Source organism: Holophagales bacterium, from assembly GCA_016719485.1.
Taxonomy (GTDB): Bacteria; Acidobacteriota; Thermoanaerobaculia; order UBA5066; family UBA5066; genus UBA5066.
Map to the genome: position 1 here is coordinate 87,835 of JADJZB010000026.1, position 25,869 is coordinate 113,703.

23 protein-coding genes are annotated in these 25,869 nt (G+C 64.1%); 9 read left to right on the forward strand and 14 right to left on the reverse strand.

The window, feature by feature from the left end:
- Positions 1–43 precede the first annotated feature (43 nt).
- The 12 genes from IPN03_18490 to IPN03_18545 all read right to left on the reverse strand — a co-directional run bounded on the left by IPN03_18490 (position 44) and on the right by IPN03_18545 (position 11,796).
- Positions 44–343 (reverse strand): hypothetical protein, encoded by a 300-nt coding sequence (locus tag IPN03_18490; GenBank protein MBK9375647.1) that lies wholly within the window; start codon positions 341–343, stop codon positions 44–46.
- A gap of 37 nt (positions 344–380) precedes the next feature.
- Complete coding sequence (locus IPN03_18495; protein ID MBK9375648.1) at positions 381–1,397, reverse strand: replication-relaxation family protein; 1,017 nt, start codon at positions 1,395–1,397, stop codon at positions 381–383.
- A gap of 56 nt (positions 1,398–1,453) precedes the next feature.
- Positions 1,454–3,244, reverse strand: coding sequence for a hypothetical protein (locus IPN03_18500; GenBank protein ID MBK9375649.1), 1,791 nt, complete (start codon positions 3,242–3,244; stop codon positions 1,454–1,456).
- Between the two features lie 121 nt (positions 3,245–3,365).
- A complete protein-coding gene (locus IPN03_18505; GenBank protein MBK9375650.1) occupies positions 3,366–4,373 on the reverse strand; it encodes a hypothetical protein in 1,008 nt (335 codons plus the stop codon).
- A gap of 224 nt (positions 4,374–4,597) precedes the next feature.
- Positions 4,598–5,152 carry a hypothetical protein gene (locus IPN03_18510; GenBank protein ID MBK9375651.1) on the reverse strand — a complete coding sequence of 185 codons (555 nt, stop codon included), beginning with the start codon at positions 5,150–5,152 and terminating at the stop codon, positions 4,598–4,600.
- 391 nt (positions 5,153–5,543) lie between these two features.
- Complete coding sequence (locus tag IPN03_18515) at positions 5,544–5,762, reverse strand: hypothetical protein (GenBank protein ID MBK9375652.1); 219 nt, start codon at positions 5,760–5,762, stop codon at positions 5,544–5,546.
- A gap of 861 nt (positions 5,763–6,623) precedes the next feature.
- A complete protein-coding gene (locus IPN03_18520) occupies positions 6,624–7,391 on the reverse strand; it encodes a hypothetical protein (GenBank protein MBK9375653.1) in 768 nt (255 codons plus the stop codon).
- Between the two features lie 780 nt (positions 7,392–8,171).
- Complete coding sequence (locus IPN03_18525; protein MBK9375654.1) at positions 8,172–8,564, reverse strand: hypothetical protein; 393 nt, start codon at positions 8,562–8,564, stop codon at positions 8,172–8,174.
- Between the two features lie 280 nt (positions 8,565–8,844).
- On the reverse strand, positions 8,845–9,228 hold the full coding sequence (gene ssb, locus IPN03_18530) for a single-stranded DNA-binding protein (protein MBK9375655.1): 384 nt from the start codon (positions 9,226–9,228) through the stop codon (positions 8,845–8,847).
- 52 nt (positions 9,229–9,280) lie between these two features.
- Positions 9,281–9,640: a hypothetical protein gene (locus IPN03_18535; protein ID MBK9375656.1), complete on the reverse strand. Its 360-nt coding sequence runs from the start codon at positions 9,638–9,640 to the stop codon at positions 9,281–9,283.
- Positions 9,641–9,864: 224 nt separating this feature from the next.
- Positions 9,865–10,140: a hypothetical protein gene (locus IPN03_18540; GenBank protein MBK9375657.1), complete on the reverse strand. Its 276-nt coding sequence runs from the start codon at positions 10,138–10,140 to the stop codon at positions 9,865–9,867.
- Between the two features lie 562 nt (positions 10,141–10,702).
- Positions 10,703–11,796 (reverse strand): IS3 family transposase gene (locus tag IPN03_18545; protein MBK9375658.1). Its coding sequence is split into 2 segments (ribosomal slippage): positions 10,703–11,553 and positions 11,553–11,796, totalling 1,095 coding nucleotides; the frame shifts between segments, so codons are not numbered across the junction.
- Between the two features lie 708 nt (positions 11,797–12,504).
- On the opposite strand from IPN03_18545, the gene IPN03_18550 reads away from it, so the two are divergent.
- The 4 genes from IPN03_18550 to IPN03_18565 all read left to right on the forward strand — a co-directional run bounded on the left by IPN03_18550 (position 12,505) and on the right by IPN03_18565 (position 19,640).
- Positions 12,505–13,350 (forward strand): hypothetical protein, encoded by an 846-nt coding sequence (locus tag IPN03_18550; GenBank protein MBK9375659.1) that lies wholly within the window; start codon positions 12,505–12,507, stop codon positions 13,348–13,350.
- 11 nt (positions 13,351–13,361) lie between these two features.
- Positions 13,362–17,930, forward strand: a complete 4,569-nt coding sequence (locus tag IPN03_18555) for an RHS repeat-associated core domain-containing protein (protein ID MBK9375660.1) — start codon at positions 13,362–13,364, stop codon at positions 17,928–17,930.
- Between the two features lie 135 nt (positions 17,931–18,065).
- Entirely contained in the window at positions 18,066–18,206 is a 141-nt protein-coding gene (locus tag IPN03_18560) for a hypothetical protein (protein MBK9375661.1), read from the forward strand.
- Positions 18,207–19,241: 1,035 nt separating this feature from the next.
- A complete protein-coding gene (locus IPN03_18565; protein ID MBK9375662.1) occupies positions 19,242–19,640 on the forward strand; it encodes a hypothetical protein in 399 nt (132 codons plus the stop codon).
- Positions 19,641–19,677: 37 nt separating this feature from the next.
- On the opposite strand, the gene IPN03_18570 is transcribed toward IPN03_18565, so the two are convergent.
- Positions 19,678–21,567: a hypothetical protein gene (locus IPN03_18570; protein ID MBK9375663.1), complete on the reverse strand. Its 1,890-nt coding sequence runs from the start codon at positions 21,565–21,567 to the stop codon at positions 19,678–19,680.
- 132 nt (positions 21,568–21,699) lie between these two features.
- Between IPN03_18570 and IPN03_18575 the strand changes: the two genes are divergently transcribed.
- A complete protein-coding gene (locus tag IPN03_18575) occupies positions 21,700–22,287 on the forward strand; it encodes a hypothetical protein (protein MBK9375664.1) in 588 nt (195 codons plus the stop codon).
- A gap of 316 nt (positions 22,288–22,603) precedes the next feature.
- Here the strand turns inward: IPN03_18575 and IPN03_18580 are convergent, their stop codons facing one another.
- On the reverse strand, positions 22,604–23,083 hold the full coding sequence (locus IPN03_18580; GenBank protein MBK9375665.1) for a DUF5063 domain-containing protein: 480 nt from the start codon (positions 23,081–23,083) through the stop codon (positions 22,604–22,606).
- A gap of 403 nt (positions 23,084–23,486) precedes the next feature.
- Here IPN03_18580 and IPN03_18585 point away from each other — a divergent pair, with 403 nt between their 5' ends.
- The 4 genes from IPN03_18585 to IPN03_18600 form a co-directional block, all read left to right on the forward strand.
- Positions 23,487–23,915, forward strand: a complete 429-nt coding sequence (locus IPN03_18585) for a hypothetical protein (GenBank protein MBK9375666.1) — start codon at positions 23,487–23,489, stop codon at positions 23,913–23,915.
- 139 nt (positions 23,916–24,054) lie between these two features.
- On the forward strand, positions 24,055–24,462 hold the full coding sequence (locus IPN03_18590; GenBank protein MBK9375667.1) for a barstar family protein: 408 nt from the start codon (positions 24,055–24,057) through the stop codon (positions 24,460–24,462).
- Between the two features lie 90 nt (positions 24,463–24,552).
- Positions 24,553–24,945, forward strand: coding sequence for a DIP1984 family protein (locus tag IPN03_18595; protein ID MBK9375668.1), 393 nt, complete (start codon positions 24,553–24,555; stop codon positions 24,943–24,945).
- Between the two features lie 726 nt (positions 24,946–25,671).
- Positions 25,672–25,869 (forward strand): hypothetical protein (locus IPN03_18600; protein ID MBK9375669.1); only part of this gene is annotated, 198 nt, incomplete at its 3' end.

Genomic DNA, 25,869 nt, shown 5'->3' on the forward strand with positions numbered 1-25,869 from the left:
AGCCGCCCTGGCGAACAACCAGGGCGGCCCTCCGGGATCGGCGTTAGCGCGTGGGGACGCCCGCCTCACGCACGGGCTGGAGCTCGTCCGGCGAGAGTGTGCCGTGGAGCCACTTCGCGATCGCGCATGCCGACCAGCGTGGATTCCCGCGACCATTTCGGACCGGCTTCGGCAGGATGCCCCCGCGCGAGTGGTAGGTGTAGATCGAGGCGATGGCGTACGCCGTGAGGTACGCAACCTCGCTTGGAGTCAGGGTCGGTTTCTTCGGGTGGAGAAGACCGCATCCCGGGCATTCTCGAAGTTCGAGCGCCGCCGGGCCGGATTCGGTCGGAGGAGTCGCCATGGGGGCCTCCCTTTGTACTGAGCGATTCCAGAAAGGGCTACAAGGAGAGACCGATGCGCTCCTCGCGTTCAGCAGTGCGCCAGACGGCCGAGAAAAACCGGTCGGCTTTCGCACGAAGCGCCTCGGCGCGCTCCGCTCGTGTCGTCGGTAGCACGGGCGGATGCGCCAGATCCAGGGAGGTGAGCAGGACCAGCTCGCGGTCCCGCGGGTTGAGAGCGTCCACCGCTCGCCGTACTCCTGTTGCGAGCCGGGCCTCGAGGCTCGGCGTCGCCGCGACGTAGAGGAGACGGAAGGGGCGGACTGCGGTTAGCCCGTTGCTCCCGAGGAAGGTCGGGACGGCCTTGGCCGCTCGCGCGGCGTACGCTCGGAGTCCAGCTGCGTGGGCGAGTTCTTCGAAGACCGTTTCCTTTCGTCCTGTCTCCACTTCAATGAGCAGTGGCTGGACGTGGACCTCACCGCGCGCCTCTGACCGAACGACGATCAGGGCATCGGGGCGAAGCGTGAGGCGAGCCTGGCCGTCCGCGAGGAAGAGGCGCGACCGCAGTGCAGGCGTCAGGTGCTGCTCGATCGGGGCGGTCGGGATCTCGAGGCTCACTTCCTTGTCGAACCTCGAGAAGACGATCTCGCCCTTGGGGAGCGCGCTCGCTCCGGCACTCGCGAGGGCGAGCAGGTTTGCGATCGCGAGCTGATGGTGGAGCTGCCCGAGTTCGATCCTCTCGACGGCCGTTCGCGTCTTCGCCACGTTCTCGACGACGCGGAGGAGCGCCTGCTCGTCCCTCGTCGTAAGGGAGGCGAGCGCTTGTGCGCCTCGCCGACCGAGGAGGTAGTAGTTCGGCTGCGATCCCGTTCCGCGCGGGGCCGGGGGCTGCAGCCGGTCCAGGAGCCCGGCCTTGTAGAGGGCCTGCACGCGGTCAACGAGACCGCTGTACCCGCCGAAGCGCTCGGGGTCGAGGCGAAGACTGTCGAGAGAGACGAAGTGCCAGTCAGCCGCGGCCTCGAGGATCGCCAGATCCCGGACTCCGAGGGCCCGGCGCTTCCCGTCCGCTCCATCCACCAGGTGTAGCCGCTCCTTCGTGCTGGGCGGCGTCGTAGATGACGGCATCGTCGCGGCTATCGTCGTTGTGGCCGCCGCCTTCGGCGCCACCGGCGGCTCCGCTGGCTTCGGGGCCAGTGGGACCGCCGCGACCGCTGCTGTTCCGCCAGGCTCGAACGGGAGGCGGCCGCGTCGATTGGCCCGGGCCACGTCCTGTTGAAACGCCCGTGCTTGCTCTGCGACAGGAACGCCGAAGAGCTCCGATGGATATTCCCGCTGCCTGTCGAGGAGGACCCTGCGAGTCTTCCCGCCGTAGGAGAGGAAGAGCACGTGGTCCGGGGTGCGGAGAATCTCCTGCGCCTCGACCATCGCCTGCTCGGATACCGGGGTGAAGTGGAGGAGCTTCGACCATGTCTCGCTCGCCTGCTTCGAACGCGTCGATTGCTCCTGGTGCCCCTTCGAGTCGGCTGTCCCGCTCGTGATGCTTTCGGTGTTCCCAGTCGAGTTCGCCGAGCCAGCGTTCCGTCCGCTCCCCTCCCCGCGACTGATGCCTCGGGGCGTCTCCAGATCGAGGGGTCGAATTCTCCGCGTTCGTCGCTGCTGTAGCTTCGTCCGTCACTCTCGGAGTTCGACTGAGACGATCCGAAGGTCTCCGCGCGTGACCGCGTTTCGCCCCACGACCGACCTAGCGATTCCGCCAGCCCCGCTGTCTCTCCGCGGCTCGTCGTCTCGTACGGGATGAGGAGGCCGTCCGGCTGGAACTTCCGAAGTCGGTAGGCGAGATCCGTCGCCGTCTTCAGCGCGTCCACGCCCTCGGGCCGGAACTGCCCGCGGAGCTTCGCGAACGAGTACATGAGATCCGAGAGGCCAGGCGAAACGCTCTCGAGCTGGGCGGCGCGCTGGTGCAGGAGGACGACCGACCAGCGCTTGTTTCGCTGGATGGCCCAGTCCTGGGCCACCCCGCTGTCGACCCAGAACGGTTCGTCGATCACTTGGAGCCCGTACGCGGTCGGCAGGCGATTCGGCTCCCGCGCTCGCACCCACGTCCGGACGATGGAGTCGTACGCGCGGAAGAGGACGGTCGCGAGCGTCAGATCCGAGAGGACGTGGGAGATGAGGAGCTTTCCTCCCGAACCAAGGAGGCGCGGGAGATCCAGAGTCTGGTCGTTCACGTAGTCGGCGCCGGGCGACACGTGAAAGTAGTTGAGGGCGTTGTCGGTGCTTTCCGTTTCCTGGCGATACGTCGGCTTCGGGAGGCGTTGAAGGGCCAGGAAGATCTGCACCTGATCTCGATGGAAGCCGACTTCCTCCGGGAGAAGGCCGATCCGCTCGGCCTCGGTGAGGCAGAACGGGAGGAACCCCTCGCGTCCGAGGAGTAGGTCTTTGTACTCCCGGATCGGGCGCCCGGCGGCGGCGAGGATCGTGATGACGCTCATGGCCACCCGACGGAACCGCACCCGCTTGTCCGCGTCGTCGGCGAAGAGCCGGTTGAAGACCTGATAGGTCCGCGTCGCAACCTGCTCGAGCGTCTCGCGCCGACCATCCGGCAGCATCTGCCTCCGGAGAAGGTCGATCGAGATCTGTCGTTCCTCGCCGCCGAAGACGAGGAGCGGGTGACGGAGGACGAACTGGGCGGCTTGCTCCCGGAACTCCGGGAACCGGTCCGCGTAGGCCATGCGTCGCGTCGCGAGGCAGGCGACTGCGTTGAAGACGTTCGTCGCGAGTGTCCCCGCGCCGTCGAAGATGACGGTGGGAAGCGGCGCCCGCAGGGCCTGGTAAAGCGGCCCGAGAATGTGGTTGCTCTTCCCTATCCCGATCTCCCCGACGCACCAGTAGGACGTCAGGAAGTGGCTGAGGGAGAGGACCATCCTCTGGCCGGTATCAAGATCCGTTCCGAGAGGAAACGTATGTTCGAGCGGTGATGCTCGCGTGGGCGGCCTGAGCGCGATGCTGTGGTCGGGCATGGGATACCTCCTGTAGGAAGTGCTGTCAGAACCGGGCTGCCGGGAAGGGCTCCGTACCGCTGAAGACGCTCTGTTCTCGATCGATGAGATCCCGAAGCTTGCGGGCTTCCTTCGCGGCGATCTCACCCTCGAGCCGCGCGAGACGCTCGCGGTACCCATCGGAGAGTTTCGCCGCCCACTGCTCTCGAGGCATCCTGAGGTAGGTTTCGGCGGCCTTCGCCGCCTCGCGAATTGCCTCGAGTTCGGGCTTGCCCTGGAGGGCGTGCTGTTCCCGATAGACGAACCGGACGACGGGGGCGATCGGGTGGCAGGTGTCGTCGCCGTAGATGGCCGGGTAGAGGAACTGCCGCAGCTCGTTTCGCGTTGCCGGGGTGCCGATGCGTTCGATGACGCTTTCGGCGTCCGCCTCCGTGGCTCCGGCCGTCGGCGTGGGAGCCGGACGGCTCCGCGCGAACGCCGTGTCATACCGATCTCGCTCCGTCTTCGCTCGAACGTCGAGACGCCTCGTTCGCGCCTGGTCGTAATCGAGCTCGGCCTCTTCGAGGAAGGCACGCGCGCGGACGTCACTCGCCAGTATCTCGAGGCGGGCCTCCTCGCGGGCGTTCCGTTCCTCGCGGTTCCGTCCGAGGTTGATGGCCGTTCGCTGCGCTTCCGCTGTCGCGGCGGCCAGGTGCTGCTGGGCGCAGATCGCGACTGATCGCGCCCGGAGTTCTTCGGCCTCGAGTGTCGCCCTCGCGTGGTCGAGCCGCGCCTTCGCGACAGCGACTCCCACGCGATCCTCGCGTGTGGCTTCGCGAATGTGGGCGCCGTCGTGGATATCGTGGATCTGGTCCATCGCGCGGGCGTGGTGGACGGCGGCGTCGTCACAGATCTTCTTGGCCGCTGCCCCAATCTCTGCCCCCCGCTGGATCGAGAGCGCCACAGCGTTTCTTGCGTCGGCCCGGGAGCTGGCCGCACGGGCGAGGTTTGACCAGCCCTGCGCGACGGCGCGCGACGTCCGTTCGAACTTGCGGGCGTCTCGCGGCGATCCCATGCTCTGGCTCATGAGCTCTGAGCTTGAGGAGCCATCGTGGATCGGGCCGGTGATCTCATCGGGTTGCAATACCCGCATCGACGAGGACGACGGCGAGCTCGGGACGAGCCCGGCCTTCGGGCTGGCCGGCTCTTCCGATTCGATGCGATCGGCAGGGCCAGTCGCCCGTGGCCCAGTTGGGACACTCTGGAAGTGGGGGCGGCTGTACTTCGGTACGTACATGATTAGCTCCTTCCCGTAATCGCGCTGACGCGCTGGATGAACCGTGCTTCTTCTTCGTCCACGGCTGATGAGAGACGCTGGATTCGCAGGGCGTCGGCGCGCAAGCGCTGCTCGAGGGCCGCCGCAGCCCTGGCGTGCTCCTCCGGACTGATTACGATCTGGCGGGATCCGCTCCCTCGGGTCGCGAAGCCCGCGACGATTCCGATCACCAGTACTCCGAGGAGCAGCCAGCCCAGCCTTGACTCCACGAACCCCGCGAGGCGGCTCGGTGTTGGGACCTGCACTTCGCGATAGACGGTCTGTATGACCGGCTGCGACGTCGGAGCCAGCGGCGCCGCGCCTGCCCGCCCGGCACCAGCCCCGGTGTCTTCCGAGGCCGGCTCCGGGGTCATCGCCACCACCGTAGGGCTCGCCTTACTGGCCACTTCCTGTTCCCGCTGCTTGACCGCCTTCCTTTGCGCATCCGCAGCTTCGGCCCGACGCACGGCGATCCAAGAGAGGTACCACTTCAGTCCGTGGACCGTCCTGTTCTCCTCTGCGGCTGCTCGCTCGACCATGAGGGAGGGAGATGACGGGTTGCCGTATTCGCGACCTCAGTGAAGGTCGAGGTGATGTCGTCCCACGCGTACATGCCGGTGCATTCGCCCGGGACGTTCATTCGGATGACGCCAGCTAGCCTCGGCTCATAGCCATCCGGGCGATTCACCACGATCGGCAACGACCCCGCGAGGACCTTGCTGGTATCGCGAAGCCCGAAATGCCTCGGAGGAGCCTTAAATCCAGCCGTTTCGCAGGGGCCGCCTCCGATGATCGCTCTCATTGCTGTCCGCGCTTCTTCCACGGTCGCGACCGAATTGCGCCTCGCCTCCGCTTTCGCTGGGACGTCGCACCCGAGCACGATTGCTGCGAGGATGACTGGGCGCCACGCACGGGCGCTCGTAGGGTTCTTCACGCCTCACCTCCCGCCGACTTCACGGATTCGGAGGTACGCGGGCGGCCGCGGCGGGGAGCCGCGGGCGGCTCATTCGGCGTGTCGCCGACGAGCGAGCGGAGGAAGGTTTGGATGAGGGCGATCGTCTGGCGCAGGCCCTCGGTGTCGGTCGGAGTATGCGTGGCGGTAAGGGTGAGTCGCGGAGACTCGATGGACACCTTGATCTGGTCGTTCACGGGATACCTCCACAAAGAGAAAGCGGCGCCCGGAGGCGCCGCGGTTGAACCGATCGGTCGCGATCAACGCGACCATTGAAGGACGTATTTCTTGTTCGGACCCCACGGAAGGGAGCACCCGCCGTAGAGTCCACGAGACCTCCCGGACGCTCAGCACGTCCGCGTTGTCCATGAGAGAGCGAAACGCTCTCCGGGGGGCCGCGGTCTCGCGGCCTTCGGTGGGGCCCCCCTGGTTCTCAAGGCACCGCTCGGCCGCTGGGGCCGAGGCGTCCGGGAAACTCCCCCCGGCGGGTTGTGTTCGTCGTTGCTCGCTACCACCCACTAGGAGCAGCATCTATGCCATTGAATTCAAATGACTTAGATATACTTCTGAATCATTCAGAAGCATCCCGCCCTCACCGTCCTCGACGGGGGCTATCCCAGCTCGTATAAAGAGCGGGTGCACGAAATGGTGTACTTCACGAGATGACGACGCCCGCCTGTTCCCTTTGTGATGCTCCCGAGGTTCGCCCGAGACGCCACCTGACCTCCGACGAGAACGGCCGAACCATCTGCCAGTCGTGTGTCGAGGCGGGCGTCAGGGCGTATCACAAGGGGGGCGTCTCTCTCACGATCCCCCCCGCCCCGGCGCCTCCGAATCAATGCGCTCTCTGCGCCGGCGACACCTCCGTGGGGGCCACCTACCGAAGCGATCTTCGGCGCGCTGTCTGCCAGGCCTGCGTCGAGAAGGCCGTCCGCGCGCATGTCGCGGGGGGTGTCCGGCTCGACGTTCCGGCGCCACCTCTTCCGCTTGACCGCTGTGCCCTGTGCGGCCGCATCCAAGAGAACGGGGTGTTCTTCGTGACCAACCCGCCGCTTGGCTCAGCCTGCGGCCCATGTATCGAGGAATGCATGGCGCTCGTCGAAGAGCGGAGGGGTGATATCGCGTTCGATGAAGCGGCGTCGCCGGATACGCCCACGACACCCGCCGAGGTCCGGAACCTCGTCCGCCGGCTCGTTCGCCCCGAGCTGCCCTCGGAAGCGGAGTACTCCGCCCGACAGCAGGAGATTCTCGTTCGCTGGCTCACACCGTCCGCTGGCGGCGGCCCTGCTCCCTCCGTCTCCGCTGACGAGGTCGCCCAGCTTCTTCCGGATTACCTGCGATTCCGCGAATACATTGAAGAGCGACTCGCCCCCGTCGGCGCCCGGATGAAGGAACAGGAACGGGAGCACCACAATCGCCGTCTCGCGCCGTCCGATTACGCTGCAATGCTGGAGCAGGCGATTCCTGTATTTATCCGACCGCTCGGCGCGGCCGGTACCGGCCCGGCACTCTTCGGCTCGTTTCTTTCCAGGCTCGTCGAGCAGGTCCGTAACGGAGGCCCGCACGAAGTCCGCGACATTCTCCCGGTTCTCTTCGCTCCCGAGCTTCGGAGCCCAGAGATCAACGGAGGCGCGGCGGATCCTAAGAGCGATGGCCTCTTCATCAACTCGCTCGTCCGTCCCACCCTCGCACGGCTCAAGGCTTCCGCCAATGCTGTCTCGTCGCACGATGGTCGCCCGTATTTCGTCCATCTCATCATCGAGGGGGCTGAGCGCTCGAAGGGCCCGGTGAAGCTCCCCTACAGAATTGCCGTCCTCTTCTCTCACAGAGCCACGGGGGCACCTCGCTTCGCCCTCCGAGCGCCCGCTGCTCCTTCGCCTTCTCGAGCGCGCTCTTGCGTCAGACGTCCTCGATGGTCGCGTCAGGGTTGACGCTCTTGGCCCTTTCGCCCCCATCGTCGAGAACGCCATCCGCGCTGTAGCGCTCGAAACGAGACTCACGCCAGGTCGATTGCAGCTCGCCGCGACCATGCTCACGCTCGAGCGCTCCTCGCGCTCGTGACCGATGACGAGAAGACCGACGTGCTCCGCACTGTCCTCGGTCTCGATGTCGCCGGATTCCCTCCACCCCTGTCGTGGATGCCCGGCGCCACATTCGACGACTGGTTCCTGGATAAGGTTCGAATACCCCTCGCGACAATCCGAAAGCGGACGCCTCGTTCCTGCGAGCGCTACGCCTTCGCGACAGCCTGCTCTTCCACGAGAAGCTCCTGTACCTCGCCGCCTACAGTCACTCGGAGCCTGATCGTCGGGCGGAGCTCGCGGGTGCCATTGAACGCCCGATCCGCTTTGGCGCCTCCGCGACCCCCGCTCCCTCTACGCCCTTCGACCTGACGTCAACGCTGAATCTCCGAGTGAGTCAACCGCGTGACCTTCTTTCCATCTTCTCGCGATACCTCTCCGTAAATCTAAAGAATGAGGCGGACGCCCTTTCTGCCCTCAGAGACTCGCCTTCTGCGTGACCGCCCGCCTCCTCGCGATGCCGTATCGTTCATCGGTTCCTGCCCCGTCGTCTGCTCCCACCCTTCGGCCCTCGCGGTCCCGACTTCAGCTGGACTGTCGTTTCAGCCACGCGAGGTATGTGTCTGCGATAGCGAGGACGTCTTCCCGCCGCTCCAGCATCTCGCGCCCTTGGACCGCCGCCTTCAGGGCCACGCACGCGAGGACGGAATCCTGGGTTCCGCTCCGCTGTCGTCCGATCGTCGGCATCGGTTCCGGGACCGAGTCGGCGGCCACCTCGACGGAGCCCATGAGCTCAATCCTTGGGATGACCCTCCCGTCTGGACTGATGCGTTCTGTCGCGCGGACCTGAAGCTTCGAGCCACGGCGGATCTGGAGCCGGTCGAGCTCGGGAAAGAGGGAGCGCGGGTGAAAGAACGTGTGCTGTTCGCCGTCGGGCGTGGCGACACGGTAGGCCCGGTACGGTCCGTACTGCGACATGCCCTCCTTCGGGGTGTCGAAGAGGACGGTCAGTTCCGTCGTTGCGCCGGACGGGAGAAAGGAATTCGACGCCATAGGCTTCGGGGGATTAGGGACCGGAGGTCGGGTGTGGATATGACGGGCTGCGGAATGCCCGCTCGGACGATCCGTCACTCGGGACCGTCAGGTGGCGGGCATCCCACAGCCCTTGGAGCACGCGGCGGCGTTTCCCACAGATCCACGCCCGCTGCTAACGAGAGCTCCTTCTCTTCTCGAATAGAAATGCGGCCCGGGAACGGCCTTACGCGTCCGACTTCGCGCCCGGTTCATCGAGACTCACGGAGGCGACGCCGTCTTTCTTCTTGTACGTCAGGAGATTGATCTCCCCTGCGCGGATCTCCGTCATGTACTTCCGCTCGCCGTCTTTCTCGTAGGCGCGGTTCAGGATCGTGCCTTCGAGGTAGATCCCGGTGCCCTTTGTCAGAAACTTCATGCAGATCTCCCCGAGCTTTCCCCAGGCGACGACGCGGTGGTAGTCCGTGACTTCCTTCCTCTCGCCGTCCGACGTTGTGGATCGGTGGGTCGCGACGGGGAAGGTGGCGCGCACGGCTCCGGTCTTCGTAGCGAAGGTCTCGGGATCCGCGGCGAGGTGACCGACGAGGATGACTTTGTTGACGCTGCGCATAGTGGTGGGTTGTCAGGAAATGAGGGTGATTCGGGATAACCGCGAACTTCGCTTACCTGTCTGTGTCAGTCGCGTCCGTCCCGCTCTGGCGATCCGCTGGCCTCCCGATACTCCAGCCCTGGCCTTGAATCGCCCTGAGCACATGACGGAGGACCTCTTCGTTCTCGGCGAAACCGCCCGCGAGTGCGTCGAGCGAACCGCCCTTGTAGAAGCCACCTTCGTCGTGGATCACCAGACGGCCGTCGAGGACTTCTCGGTTCAGACGATCGAGAAGCGTGACGATGCCCGCGTGGACGCGGACCCGGTCGTCCGCGTACTGCGTTTTGACGAAGGCGTAGGGAAGAATCCCCGTACCTTCGACCCACTCGAGGCCGAAGGTCTCGCAGCCGGGGTCCGGATCCCAGAGCGCCATTCGGACCGTTCCCGTAGCGTCCCGGGATCCCCCCTTCGCCGCGAATTCCGTATACCGCCGGTTCTCCTCCCGGAAACCTTCCTCGGAACTTCCACCCCAGGCGCGTTCCGATCTCCGTCGTGAGGGCGACGGCGCGTTCGAACCGGCCTTCGGCGGGTCTCGGGCTCAGGCCTCCGGCCGGCCTCCGTGTAGTAGTGAATCGTGACACCCATCGGAGGTAGGAGTTAAGGGATGGCCGGAGTGAGCACCGACGCGAGCCGGTCGAGTTCCGCGACCGAGGGGCCGACGGGAACGAGGTCGTACCCACGCTGAATGAGGCGCACGACCTTCGTCGCCTGAACGAACAGCGAGCGTGTTTCCGGATCGAAGGCGAGGGCTCCCTCGACGCGAAGGAGAGAGCCCTTTTCCGCGCCGGCGATCGCGGCGGCCTCGAGGCCGAGACCGACAACGGTGATTTCGGTTCGAGGCAGGTCCTCGATCTCCAGGTCGACGGTTGCCACGACGGGACCGTTCGCCGTGAGTCGGACCGTCGGAGCCCGCGCACGACCTTGGAGCGTTACGTGGTTCTCGGTGTTCCGCATGGCGGGTGGATTAGGAATTGGGACGGACCTCCGCGCGCCAGCGCGGTAAATCCGCCCATAAAACGACGGGCCGTTTCGGGAAATGCTCGCGGCGGGTCGGCCCTAATGCCGAGAGGCAGGCCGGTCGTTCAGCGCTGTTCGCCTGGCCTTCTCCAGTGGGCCTTCGCCGAACAGTCCGGAGCTGGCCCGTGGGGTCGTGGCAACGGGAGAGGCGTGGCCAGGTCGGGAGGACCGTGGCAGGGGCACACCCCCAAGGGAAGCGGGAAGATTACGAATCCCCTGCTCTCGGCAATACCCCGAGCGGATCCATCTGGGGCGTCGTGGGTTCCCGCGAGAGCAACGGTTGTTACGCGACTGAGAACAGGGGGTGATCTCTGAGTTCAAGGGGGCGCTTCTGACCTGCCCCCGTTTCCCGTACAACTCGGGTTTGGAGACTCCGGGTTGAGATCGTAGCAGTCGTCGGCTGCGGGCTTCGTGGCTTTCAAGCGGCCTCGCTCCGAAACTGAGCCGCGAACTCTGCCGGTGTCCTGTCGCCGATGGAACTGTGGGGACGGACCTCGTTGTAGTCGACGCGCCAGGCCTCGATGACCTCCCGAGCGTGCCGGAGCGACGTGAACCAGTGCGCCTCGAGGCACTCTTCGCGGAGTCGCCCGTTGAAGCTCTCGATGAAGGCGTTCTGGGTCGGCTTGCCGGGTTGAATGAACCGGATCTCGATGCCTCTCTCCTCCGCCCAGGTCAGGAAGGCGCGGCTCGTGAACTCCGGACCGTTGTCGCAGACGAATGTGCTGGGGAAGCCTCGGGTCAACCGGAGCTCCTCGAGGAGGCGGACGACTCTGAGGCCGCCGATCGAGGTGTCCACATGGATCGTCGGGCACTCCCGGGAGAAGTCGTCGACGACGGTGAAGGCACGAAACCGTCGGTTGCCCTCGAAGCGATCCGCGACGAAGTCGATGGACCACCGCTGGCATGGAGCTGTCGCGGGCATCAGTGGCTGCGGCCGCTGCCAGAGCCGCCTCTTGGGTCGTTTTCGCGGTAGCGCGAGCCCTTCGGACTGGTAGAGCCGGAAGAGCCGCTTGTGGTTGATCTGGTGTCCTTCTCTTCGAAGAAAGATCCCCAGCCTTCGGTATCCGAATCGTGGACGCCCAGAGGCCAGCGCCCGGATCTTCTCTCGCAGCTCCGCGTCCGTTGCCCGGCGGGCTTCATATCGGTACGTCGATCGGCCCAGCCCGACCAGCCTGCAAGCTCCTGCTTCGCTCCGGCGGAATTCCGTGACCATGACGCGCGCCGCCTTCCGCTTTGCCGCGGGCGTCACCACCTTTTTCCCAGCACCCCCTTCAAGGCCGCGATGTCCAGGGCCTGTTCCGCCACGATGTGCTTCAGGCGCCCGTTCTCATCCTCAAGGGCTCGAAGTCGCTTGGCCTCGCTCACCTCCATCCCGCCGTACTTCGCCTTCCAGCGGTAGAAGCTCTGCTCGCTGATCCCGTGTCGTCGGCAAAGGTCCTTCGTCGGCGACCCGGCCTCGGCCTCCTTCAGGACGCCGATGATCTGCTCCTCCGTGAACCGCTTCCCCTTCATCGAGTTCTCCTTCCGTAAGTCTATGGAGAACTCCAAACCTCCGCTGCCCAGTTATCGGGGGGCAGGTCACTTCCTCACCCCTGCATGATCTGCAAGACGCCGCAGGGTCCGGTCGGCTCGGTTCCGCTCTCCTCGCGCCTCCGCTCCTGCCTGACACGTTCATCTCATTTTCGGCTCGGGACTTGCGCTCCACGCAACTTATTGTGCAGTATGGATACGACACATACCCCTACTCTCCATGTCCCGACGCCCCACGAGTGCGCTGCTCCTCGCTGCGCTAGTTCTTCAGCTCGTCGGTCCCGCGGTTCCGCTCTCGCTCGCGAGACTCGCGCCACCGGACACGGAGGGGCAGGCGCCCCTCACCTTCAAGACCTCGAAGGTGCTCCCGACGGTAGAGGAGCGCTTGGGCCAACGCGCTACATCGGCGCGCGAGGATCAGTACATCGCCCCGGATCCGGCGGATGAGCCGAGCCCCTCGCCGAGGACGGGACATACACGCTCGGGAGAAACACCGATGTAAACCCGGATGCTCCAGGACGCGTCAAGGCGAGCACGGATCCGTACCGCAGCGAGCATCGCTCGGCTCGGGCCACCGCGAAAGCCGATCAAGACGCTCCGGTCACGCTCCTTCGAACGGACGTCTCCGGGCAGATCACGACGAATACGACGTGGGCACTGGCAGATAGTCCCTACGTCGTTACGGGCGCGATGTCGGTCGTCTCGCCCGCGGTTCTCACCATTGAGCCGGGAGTCGTTGTGAAACTCGACGGTGGCGCGAGCCTTGTCGCCTTGGAAGGCGCGACGATCCTAGCAGCCGGCACGGCGCAGAGCCCCATCGTCGTGACCTCGCTCAAGGACGACTCGGTTGCAGGGGACACGAACGAGGACGGAGATGCCACGAGTCCCGCGCCCGGCGACTGGGCGACCTTCGGGTCCGAGGGTCGAAATACCGGCCAGACCGTGATTGCGGCGTACGGCACGTACCAGCATATCCAGATCCGCTACGGCAGCATCTTCACGGGACGGTTCTCGCTGCTCACGCTCACGGACGCGCTCATCGAGAACATGAGTACCTACGGACTCAATCTCGAGAAGAACCCGTCCACGACGCGAAGCTTCGAGCGCCTCACGATGCGCAAGAACACGACGCACGTGAACATGTACGGCGTGCCGTCCGCGATCACGATCAAGGACAGCATTCTCACGCAGTCGTCGTACTGGGCCGTGCTCGCGTCCAGCGCGACCGCCGTCCGCCTCACGAACAACCGCATCGACCTCAATGACTCCGGCACGCGCTACGCGATTAACGCGTCGTCGTCGCCGATGGTGCTTCGCTACAACTCCATCGCGTGGAATGGCAACCCGGACACCGGCTTCGTCTATGGCCTCGCGAGCACCGGCAGCACGGTGGATGCACAGTACAACTCCCCTGGTCCGCGAAGGCCGGCGTCGGCGTCGATGTCGCAACCGGGAACCTCGTTCTCACCGAGACCGACATCGCGATTCCCACCGTCGGCTTCCCTCTTACCGTCTCGCGCACCTACAACAGCCTGACCGCCTCGACCGTGACAGGCGTCTTCGGCAATGGCTGGACGTGGAACTACGGCGTGAACCTCGACGTCACGACGGATACCTACGGCGCGCTCCTGACGTCCGCGGACGGGGCGAAGCACTACTTCAAGCGAAACGCCGATAACACCTTCACGGGCGAGTACGGGCTCTTCAGTCAGCTCTCCTACGACAGCACCGCGCAGGAGTACACGCTCCTGCACCCAAACCAAGACCGCGAGATCTTCGACAGCGCCGGACGGCTCGCGCGCCAAGTGGACCCCGACGGCAACACGACCACGCTCACACGCGACGGATCGGGAATTCTGACGACGGTCACCGAACCGACCGGTCGCATGCTCACCTTCACCTACGCCTCGGGGCGGATCGCGACCATCACGGATCCGCTCGGGCGTGTGTACCGCTACACGAATAACGGTACCCTCACGAAGCTTGAAAAGGAGCTGCCGGCGACGACGGTCTTCGCGACCTGTACCTACACGTACGGCGCGAATAGCGTCCTGACGAAGCGCGTCGGGTGCGACGGCGACACGCTCGAGCAGACCTTCAACGCGACCACAAAGAAGGTCGAGACCCAGACGCTGAACGGGGTGCAGGTGCGTCTCGCGTACGGCCCCGTCACCGACAGCCTCACCGGAGTGACCTTCCCGCAGTACACGACGGGCGTCTGGGACACGTTCGGAAAACTCCACCTCTACTACTACACGAAGAGCAACGCGGTCTTCGAACATGACCGAGAGAACTTCCAGGACGCCTACGGCACCTACTACTTCTACCAGGAGGACCGCTGGGAGTACGCGACCTTCGTGTCGTCGTCCTACACCGACATCCTCAGCCGGCGCACCAGCACCGAACGGAACTGGCGCCGCGGGACCGTCCTCGCCTCGACGGACGAAAGCCTAAATCGGCAGACGGAGTTTACGTACGACGCCTTCAACAACCTCCTGACGACGACCGACCCGCTCGACCGCGTCCAGACGAACACGTACGACGCCGAGCACCACCTCGTCTCGACCGAGAACGCGCTCGGGAACGTGACGACCACGACCTACACGCCGGCCGGTCTCGTCGCGACCGTGACGGACGCCCTCGATGCCGAGTCGTCCTTCACCTACGACAGCTACGGCTACCCGGAGACGGTGACCACCGCGACGAACGAAACCGTCACGTTCGACTATGACATCGCGGGCAGGAAGCTCTGGGAGGAGACACCGGACGGTGAGCGTACGACGTACACCTACGACGGGCGCGACAACGTCCTCACGGTCACCGACCCGCTCGGGAACGTGACCACCACCGTCTACGACACGAAAGGCCGGAAGGTCACGGTCGAGGACGCCGACGGGTACGAGACGACATTCGCCTACAACGATACGAAGAACGCGCTTGTGACGACGACCGACGCTCTGGGCGGCGTCGTGACCTACACCTACAACCCGAACAACACGCTCCAGAAGGTCACGGACGCCCTCGGGCACATCACGAGCTTTACCTACGATGCCTTCGGCCGCCAAGCGAGCGTGACGGACCCCCTCACACGGCTGAACCAGACCGTGTACCGCGCCGACGGGAGCACGTGGTACACGATTGACGGACGTGGCAACCGGACGGACTACAGCTACAACGCCGGCGGCGAGCTCACGACCGTCACGTACCAGGACGACGCCACAGTCACGTTCCTCTATGACGGCGTCGGGAACCGGACGCGGATGATCGACACGGACGGGCAGCTCGACATCACCTACGACGACCTGAACCGCCCCCTCACGCGCACCCGGACGAGTCCGGCCGGAACCGAGACCGTCACCTACGCCTACGACGAGGTCGGGAATCTCGAGACGCTCGGCTACCCGGGAGGATTCTCGGTCACGTACGCCTACGACGACGCTCGGCGCGTCACGACTGTCACGGACAGCCAGAACCGCGTGACGGAGTACGACTACAACACGAACGGTCGGATTCTCACGGTTGCTCTGCCGAACGGAACGAACGCGACCTACGCCTACGACGACGCCGGGCGGATTACCTCGGTCACGCACTCACTCGGGCAGACCCCGTTTGCCACAGTCGGGCACACCTACGACGACCGTGGGAACCGGCTCACCCGAACCGTGGACGGAACGACCGAGAGCTACACCTACGATGCCCTGGCGCGGATCACGGAAGCCGCCTACCCAGGGAACCGCACGGTCGGCTACGTCTACGACGCGACGGGTAACCGGACCCAGAAGACCGATCCACTCGGAGCGACTGCCTACACCTACGACACTGCCGACCAGCTCCTGAACGCGGGCGACGGTCTTCGGACGTACGACCTCGACGGACAGCTCGCGCGCATCGGGGCGAGCCGCAGCTTCACCTGGAATGACCGCGGCCAGCTCACCGGCGTCAGCGCCGTCACCACGAACGCGGCACCGACTGCCCGCGCCGGAGCGGATGCGTCCGGGAACGTCGACTGGTTGATGTTCCTCGACGGAAGCACTAGCACCGACCCGGAGGGCATCGCACTCAGCTACACCTGGACGGAAGTCGCAGGAAACCCGTCGACCGGAGTCCTGCGCGGGATCCACGCATCAAGGCCCGCGCTGCTCGCAGGTGTCGCCGGCACCTACCAGTTCGATCTCGTGGTGTCCGACGGCGCGCAGACCAGTACGCCGGACCGCGTCCAGGTAGCGATCGCAACTGGACTGCCGCCCGCCACCGTCCAGACCGTCGTTCCCGCATCCGGCCTGAGCGGGTACGTGGTGTCGAACCTGCCGAATGGGCGCTACTTCACGAGTGACACCCTCATCACGGGGCGTTCGTCCACTGTGACCTTCCACGGGGCCGCGCAGTTCGCGCTCCCCACTCCTCCGCCGCAAACAACCCTCACCGGAGCCACACTCACCCTCTGGGGTAAGCAAGTCGCGAGTAACACCGTGACGGACCAGTGGTCGGTGCAGCTCCTTCCGACGGATATGGATCCGACCTTCGCGCAAGCGACCTACACCACAATCACGGGAGCGACTCCCGACCGGACGCTCACTCCGGTGCTCGTCGGCCTCGGACAGGTCGTCGCGAATCAGGCGGACGCCTGGACGTTCACGGAAGACGACCTCGCAGTGCTGCAGGCGCGTCTCGACGGATCGGGGAAGCTCTCACTCCGGACCCGCGGCGATTCGCTCGGGACGTACTCGCGCGTGTTCTGGTATTCGGGGAATACAACGGTCGCGAACCGGAAGCCGACGCTTTCGCTCTCCTACACCCCGGATCCCCTCCCCGACCAGGCACCCTTCGCCCATGCCGGGAGGAGCCAGACTCTCGACGCGCCGGGAACCGTCACGCTCGACGGGCGCGCCTCGTTTGACGCCGAAGGTCCCGTGACGCTCCTCTGGACGGCACATGCGGCGAACCCCGCATCCGTGACGTTCACGGACGCGACGATCGCGGAGCCGTCCGTCACGCTCACGGTTCCCGGAACCTACCGCTTCGACCTCGCAGTCACGGACGGGGCGGACGTGACAACCACCGCCTCGACGTTCGTCGTCGTCCGCAGTGCCCCGCTCCCGACCACGTCCTCGTTCACCTACGACGGGGACGGTGACCGCATCGCGATGACCGTGGGCTCTGTGACGACGCGCTTCGTCGTGGATCCGCTTCCCCAGAACGCGCGCGTCCTTGCCGAGCGGACGGGTGAGACCTGGACGTACCACGTCTACGGGCACGACCTCCTCTACTCCGTGACGGGGGCCGCATTCACCGTGCTCCATAGCGACCCGCTCGGGAGCACGATTGCGACGACGGATGCGACCGGCGCCGTCACCGCCCGGTTGCGCTACGACGTCTTCGGCGAGCGCCTGGACTCCGACGCGTCCACAACCGCCTACACCTTCGCTGGCGAGCGCATGGACCTGACCGAGCTCCAGTACCTTCGTGCGAGGTACTACGACCCGACCGTCGGTCGGTTTATCTCCCGCGACCCCTTCCCAGCACAGGCCGCGGACACGCAGACGTTCAACCGGTACGTCTACGTAAAGAACAACCCGACAAACTATGTGGATCCGAGCGGGGAGTGGTTGGAGACCGGCTGGGACATCATTAATGCCGTCTACGACCTCTATGACGTCGGCAAGCGGCTCTGGTACGGAGAGCCTGTCGGAGAGGCCCTGCTCAACCTCGGCATGGACTCCGCCTCCGTCGTTCTTCCCTTTGTGCCAGCAGGTGTGACGCGAGCAGTGAACTCAGCAGATGATGTCGTTGACGCTGCACGAGGCGCGGGAAAGGCAATCGACAACGCGGACGACTTCAAGCGCACCTATAACCTAGAAGACGGGATGGAAATGAGTACGGATGATGCTCTCCGGAAGGCCGAAGAAGTCCTCGGGCCCGGCTACACCGAGGTCGGTACTCCTGGCAGCGGCGTCTTCCGTTCGACCGGTTCCCCCAACCAGGTACGAATGAAGTCCAGCGACTTGTCGCCCACGAACAACCATGCCGGACGACCACACATCAACTTTGAGCTGCTGCCGACTAGCGGGAAGGGCCCCATGCGGTGCATTATTCACCTGTTCTTATCTGACTGCTAACCCCTATGATCATCAAGCGAGCGAAGGTAGTGCGCTGGCTGCCAGCCTCAGACCCTGATCGACACAAACACGAGACGGACAAGGGTTTCCACCGAGTTCCCAACCTGGCCAAGAGCAATACCCTAGGAGACCGACGTGATCGTCATCTGCTCCGCCGAGAACGGCGAGTACATAGATGAAATCTGGTATCTCACGCTCGAGGAGGCTCTCGAGGACATCCCTACTGGCTTCGTCTTATCACCCGAAGGGTGGGTGGACGAACCGCTTGCCGAATAGCCTTCCGCGACGCTTAAGAGTGCTGTAGCCAGATCCCGCCAACGCCTTCCGACACCGGTCAGCAGTTCACCCCATTTGAACAGTCCCGGGTAGCGCCGATACAGTGCTCCGGCCAGCTCCAACAGCCAGAACTCGTGGGAAGACACCGTTCGCACTCGGCCCGGACGGTGTCTTCCGTCAAGACCGCGAGCAGCACAGTGAATCGCTCGCTCGGTCATCGCGCCGCTCGCGATACTCTTCGGCCGCATGGACCCTCGTGACTTTCTCACCCCAGAGATGCGCGCCCTTCTCGCATCCCATCGCGACCTTCAAGAGCGGGCGCTTGGGCCGACTCTGAGAATCATCGACGACATTCGTCGACAATCCGACGACTTGATTCGTCCTTTCGCTCCGCTCCTCTCGACCTCACCCGGTTCGTCTCCTCCCCAGCGATTGATGAGGCTATCCGCCGCTCCGAGGTCCCCGTGCTCGAGGAGCTGCGACGAGCCATCGCATTCCCTACGCCCCCGACCGATGCCCTATCCGGGGACGTGTCCCGCCGTCTTGCTGAGGAGCTCTCCGGGCTTCCGGCCATCGCCCGAGTCGCCTCTTGGTACCCCCTGCCCCCCTCTCGGCGCCCTCGACCCTGCGACGCTTCACGCGCTCCTCGTCCCACTGGAACTCCACGCCTCGTTTGCCGCCGACACGTTCGTCCGCCTCCGAGGATGAAGCGAGCGACACGCGGAGGGCTGCCCTTGCGACCGTTCTTCGTCATTCGGCCATCGAGCGCGACCTCTACGCCGACGTGCTCGTGGGGCTCCCTCCTCCGATCGATCCGGTCACTGCCGAGGACCTGACGTACACGATCGGGCCGGATGGACGAGAGGAACTGCTGGCTCGGGCCGACGCTCTCTTGGCCGTCGATGCGTCCCTCGACGCGAGCACCACTGCCCACGACGTGGCGCTCCTGGTGGCGAAATCCTGCAGCTCCTTGGCCTCATCAATGCCGCGGCAAGAGCCGCCGGACGCCCCGAGATCTTCCCTCCGACCTCGCGGGTGTACACCGAGAGCCCTGTCGTATGCCTCACCATCGCCCGAACGGTTGCCGATGTGGCCCGCGTCGTGAACGCCCTCTTCCTCCTCCTCTACGAAGGTGGCGGCTCTAACTCGCTGCGACTTCTCACGCCGCACGGTGGTCCGCTCGAACCCGAACAGTGCGATGCGGTCTGGTGGTTGAAAGAGCTTCGGCGTATCGAGTTCCACGATCTAGATCACGGTGACCCGACCGAGAGCCGGCGCAAGTGGCGTCAGTACGGCAAGACGCTTGTCGCGATGGGGCTCAACCATGTGCCTTCGACACCGGAAGAGTTCGCCCTTCTCCAGCGCCGCCTCTACGAAGGGCTCGTCGCCGTTCTGCGGCGAGCGCTCGCCTCGCTCCCCCTCCCCTCCGCGTAGAGGGCGCCGGGTACTCAGACTCCCTGGCGCCTCTCGTTCACGGGTCGGGCTCAATCGCGCCGAAGTACCCAGAGGCCTGGTTGTTCTCCCAGCACTTCCGGGTGATCGGGAAGGTGTTTCCCGCCGCGAGCCCTGCTACGCGCTGAAGGAGGCGCACGAGCGGACGCTTCCCATCGCCCTTCTCATCGAGTTCGGTCGCACCCGCGGCAATCACGCGACTCACGAGGACCCGAAGCAGGTCGGGTTTCGAGAGCCCGTAGTTCAGCCGCGCGCTGTAGAGCGCCGCGAGCGGATCGCCCTTCCGCTCGTCGTAGGCCGCCATCGCCTCCTCTATCTCCTCCTCGGCGAACTGGGCACGTCTTTCAGCCACAACAGAGAGTGCCTCTGCGATCTCAGCGTGGCTGAAGTTGTCGAACTCGATGCTCCGCTCCCAGAGATGTACGTACTCCGGACGTGTCAGTGCCCGGCTCGGGTTGAGGCGGGATCTCGCCCCCCGCAGCCGCTTGGCGACCCGAGGCACGTCATTCTCGCTATCGAGCACGATGACAACCGGCGTTCCCCGATGGTGGTGATCGTCGATGAGTTTCTCGAGCGCGCCGTACGGGTCTTGATTCCTCCGCCCCGTGAACTCGCCGACTCCTCCGAGCGTTCGGACTTCGATCCCGAGGACGGCTGGCCGCTGCCCGAGAAGCTCCGCAAGGATGCGCGGGAACTGCTCTGCCTCGCCCGGCCCTTCCACGACGAGCAGGAGGCGCGGTCGCGGGTTCAAATGGTACTGGTTCGCGATGCACTCGAGATGCGCGAGCGTGTCGTTCGTGATCCCTGGTCCGTAGAGACTGTCCCGCGTCCACGTCTGGCCCTCGTCAGGAGGAGAGAGCGCGGTGCCGGTTAGCTCGGCGTAGAAGAGCCGTCCCATGTGCTCCATCGCGTACAGGTCCTGCGCCCGTTTCGCATCACCTCTAAGGCGCTCCCGCTCGTCGAGGGCGACGAAGCAGACGAGGTCGTACCACGCCGCAAGGGGATCTGCGTATCGCGCGGTCGTCTGAAGGTGCGAGACAAACAACCGCACGGCCTCCGCCGTGGTGCCGAGTTCGGAGAGGATCGCGGACGCAGCCCACGAGCCCGCGTACTTCCACCAGTCCCACGGATCAAAGCCGATCGACGACCGCACGCTGATTGTCCGACGGTCCGTCTGCGTTTGCGGGAAGTACCGCGACGCGAGCGCCTGCGCGAGGAACGCCACGGCGTCGTCGTACGGGACGGTTCGGACGCAGTCGAGATCGCGCTTCAACATCTGGTCGAGGTTTTCAGCGAGCTTCCGAAATCCCTCCGCGTCCGTTTCGGCGAACGCGTCCAAATGGATCTCTTGCGTGAACAGATCTTGGCGCCGCGCGAGATCCTGCACCTGGAAGCGCGAGTAGAGGGCGAGGTCCACTGGTCGGTGTGGCTCATCGCGACTTCTTTTCTCCCACGGTAGGTATGGACGTTCGGCCGGGTGCCACAGATGACCGTTCTCCCGGTACCACTCCAGTGTCTCGCGCTCCTGCGCGAAGCGGGCATGTCCTTCACGCAGAGGCCCGTTCCACTCCTCACCCTCCGCGAGAAGACCAATCGTCTCCATGTGCCCGTTCGGCCGCTGCTCCTGCTTCTCACGAATCCACGGTCGCCGGACCCGCATCATCGGCCGAAAGATCCCAAGCCGATCGAGTCGTTCAAGACGCTTAACGTCCGTGTCGATGCCGCGTTCCTTCGCGTAGGACGCGAAGTCGTCCGCCGCCAAGAGAGCGCAGATCTCAAAGCAGTCGTGCTGAATCAGGAACCGGATGCGATCCGCGGGCGCGAGTGATGGGAAGCACCCGGTAGCGTAGCCCGTGATGCGCTCTCCCGGGCATCGCCGCGTTGAGCTGCTTCGGCTCGTCTGTGCCATCAGCGTGCCGTTCGCTTCATCGGCCACTCTTGAGTCCGCGACCGCTTCCTGCTTCTATCGGATCGCTCGGCTGCCAGGTCGTTTTTAAACCTGATAGGAGTATTCTTCGCTCGACCTTAGCCACGCTCGATCATGGTTCCTCACCCGGGACGGCGACGCCTCCAGATCCTCCTCGCAGTCGTTATCACGCTCGGACTGCTGTTTCTGATTCCGAGCAAGGTCACGCTCCCCTCACTCACCATCACAAATGCGTCCTCGGTGCACTCCGGCGCGTGCAGTTTGAGGTCTTGCGGGCAGGTCCCTGAAGAGCTTCAGGAGAAGGATGCATCACTCGCCGATGGCATCACTATGCTGACAGATATTCCACGCGAGGCGACGAAGACATCTTCGTATCGTCCCGCTGGAGAGTTCGCAGCGGGCCTCATTATCGAGAGCTCTTCCGGCGCTCGCGAGCAGTACGTCATCGGGTACACGCAGTCTGCTGACCTAGAAGTTGTGATCAGCGACGGACACGTGACGTATCAAGAGACGGGCTTCCTTTCAATCCAAAGCGGTGGAGAGGCTGGGCGTATTGGACCCGCCACCCTCGCACAGCTCCCACAGGATCGGCTCTGGAATGATCGAGACGTTTCGGACGAGAAGAACCTCCCGTCAGACGGAGAGGTCGATACTGCGGCGAATGCGACGAGTACACCCTACAGAATTACATTCAAACGATAGAGCTCCTGATCCGTGGGTACACGAAGACGGCTCTGGAGCTCGCACCATGCACGGAAGCAACGGGGGTGGTACGCCGGGAGCGACCTAAGAAAGCTTGATTGTTCTACGGGAGGCGAGACATGGCGCGAAACGCGAACGCTGTACTTCGTCGAAGGTCGCCTCCTTGGATCTGCTCTTGATCGCGAGCAGATTGACGGGACGTATGGCTCGCAATACCGCCGCGTTCGCTCTCGCACCCAAGAGGCAAGCACGTACTTCCATGGGGAGGCGGACGTGAGCGACGCTACGACGATAGAGCTCCTGTCAGCGCTCCGTACTAGCCTCGCCGACCCGTCGCGCGCTCATGCAACGGCAGCAGCGCCCCTATGAGATGCCTCCCGGCGTGGCTCTCCATGTTGAACCGCCATAGCCATACGGCCGTGTGCAGCGCATCGTCGTCGCCCCGGTCGAAGAGCGCGAGCGGACCTGCGACGTCCTCGTATACGCTCGAGAGGTCTTCATAGATAGACCCTGCGACCGGCGCCTCGTCTTCGAACGGATCGAAGACCATCCAGTACGCTTGGTCCCCTACTGCCCGTTCTATCTCTGCCGAGAGCTTTACGTGCACTCCGGACTCTTTCGTTTCGCCCGGATCCGTCTCCGGCAAACGCATACTCAGTTCATAGAGCCGAGCGAGCTGCGTGGCGCATACCCGCGGGAAGTCTTCGACGGCTTTAGGAGCCTCGATCAGCTCGATGTACGCCCGCACTTCCTTCACGAACGCCTGCACGACCGCGTTGTCTCGCAGATTCTCCATCGCTCCTACGGTACGCCGAGGATGCTTGCGCCGCGAGAGCGACAGACTCCAACGCTCCTGCCCCCACGCAACCCTAGAGGCGTTTGCCCTAGCACCTGGTAAAGTGGTTGCGCATTTGCACCTACTGCTTAAGTGAGTACGAAGCTAGTCGCCTCCGTTCGCGTCAATACAGGCAAGACTCGTCATTACGTGGCGGGAGAGTCTGGGATACAAGAGATCTCGACAGCCATCTCGGTGCGAATCGAATCTTGTGATAGTGCGTTCTATCTCTTCCGGCTTGATGCCGAAGGCCACATTGTCGCAGACACATGGCACCAAACCATTCAAGAAGCTAAGGCACAGGCAGCTTTTGAGTACGAGATTCAAGAGGGCGATTGGAGCGTAGCTGCTGACCCAGATGATAATGCTCTCAACACTTCAGGTACGGGCGAATAGCGCCGATCGTCGCGTCGTCTCCAACTATGTGCAACGCACCTTTGCGCTTGTTTCACTTGTCACGCTGGCTCTCTTCACGAGTGCGTGCGCACGTGCCAACGCACTCGTGACCGTTCAGAATGCATCTCCGGAGACAATACAGAATGCGACTATTGTGGTGAGCGGCGAGGAGATTCAGATACGTGCGTTGAAACCGAATGAGTCAACGACGAGGAAATACACGATTGGAGTCGAATCTGATTTCGCCGTGCGCGTCGTATTTGCCGATGGCCGCACCCTCGTTCGTAACGTGGGCTACGCGGATGCCGGGCTGAATACGCACGACTACCTGACGATCTCCGCCGACGATGTCACGTACTCTTCTACACTCGAAGGGTCGAGCCAGTCGGAACGCTGAAGTGCCTGCTGCCGTATGCCATTTGGCCTAGCCACGCACGCTTTCCCGTTCGGGTCCTTCATTCGGCGCGTCTTCGGCGAAACAGGCCACGCTCCACCCCTACCGTACCGGTGTTCTACTTCGTTAGACTGCAGACAGAATGATCTCCTTCGTCTCACTCCCATGCGGCGCACGGTTCCATGAAGCCTTCACCGCTCATGTGCCTTCCGTGACGAGCAAGGAGGGTCTTATCCTCGAGGTGTCAACGCGCCTCCATTTCCCGCTGAAATGCGGAATGAACTGGGATGCTCTCAATGACATCCTCTCTTACACGTACTGGCTCGAGGAACGCCGCGTAGTCATCGTTCATGACGAGCGCCCGGAGCTGACGCGGGAAGAGCTGGCTATTTACCTCGGGGTACTGCGCCATGTGATGGCCGATACTCTCGTCTACGAGGGACGCGCGTACGACGAGATCGACGTCGTGTTCCCTCTCGAGGCGTACGACAGCGTCCAGCACGCTATCGTCGACTCGATCCGGCGCGATGAACTCCGCGGAAGTCTGTAACCTCGCTCGTACAATTATTGTCTTGGCCGCCCACCGTGCGCAGAATCGCCGCTCGCTGTACGATTCCTATGTCATTCCTGATCCCATCCTATGAAACTCAGCGAAGCGCTGTCGATCCGCGCTGATCTCCAAAAACGAATGGCGCAAGTCCTCGAACGGGCGTGCAACTGTGCGACATACCAGGAGGGAACGAAGCCCCCGGAGGACGCAAACGTGCTCTATCGCGAGTACGGGGAGCTTGCCGCGCAATGTGAAGCTCTCGTGCAGCGCATCAATCAAACGAACTCCGCGACGCGCATCGAAGGAGCGAAAACGATCTCCGATGTCATTGCCGCGCGCGACACCTCCGCCTGCGCGCCGAAGCCGCACGTCGACTCGCGGACGCCGCGATTGATACGGCTCCACGTATCGGCCGTTCCGAGATCCGCACGATCACCAGTATCGACGTCCCGTCCCTCCGCGCGGAATTCGATGCGCTCATGAAGCAGCACCGCCTTCTCGATCACACCATCCAAGCCTCAAACTGGGAGACAGATCTTATCGATTGAAAGAGCGGGTAGCGCAATCGGCTGAGCGTGCGCACAGCAGCGACCGTCCTGCAACTGACGGACTCTGGTGCACCTGGCTCACGTGCAGTGGGTTCGAGTCCCACATTCACATCGAACGAGCAGCACCGTGACACGCGTATCGCGTAGCGAGCACAACGTACTTCCAGTGCACAGACAGCCGAATGCGTGAGGGTGGGTATGGGGATCTCCTGAACAACGGTCACTTGCGACCGCGCGTTCGTCTTCACGCTCTTGAGTCCAGGACCGCTTCCTGCTTCAATCGGAGCGCACCACGTCCTTTCCATTGCCACGTGAACATCTGGCCTTGAGCACCCCCGCTTGGGGCCAAAACCGGTTCCGCGACGAGCATTTCGTCGCATATGGAAGCCATAAACACCACTTTCCCGCCTGGCTCTGGGCTTGCGGAGCTTGAGGCCACTGGTTCGAATCCAGTCGGGTGCACACTGGCTTACAGATGCGCTGAAACGCGAAGGGCCCGTTGCCTTTCGCTTGGGGCCATGGCCCCAAGCGGGGTAAACGCTTTGCGGCCTGATTGGCCCACCGCCGGCGGGGCGTTCACGAGGTATGGAAGGGCTGGAAGCTACCTCCCACCCCTATGGTTTCCCGTTCCCCCCAGTGGCCCCAAGCCCTAAAAGCTGGAGTGCGGCCCCCTGCTGAAACGCTTGAGGCCGCTCCCTCGTTCGTCACCGAGGACGATCGTGTCTTCCTGGAGCGCCTCGATGAAGCGCAGCGGCGCTTCCGCGACCACGCCGAATACGTCTTGAATCACAGCCGCGCCACCATCAAGACCTACAAGATCTCCTACGACGTGTTCCGTCGGTTCCTCCTCGACCGCGCC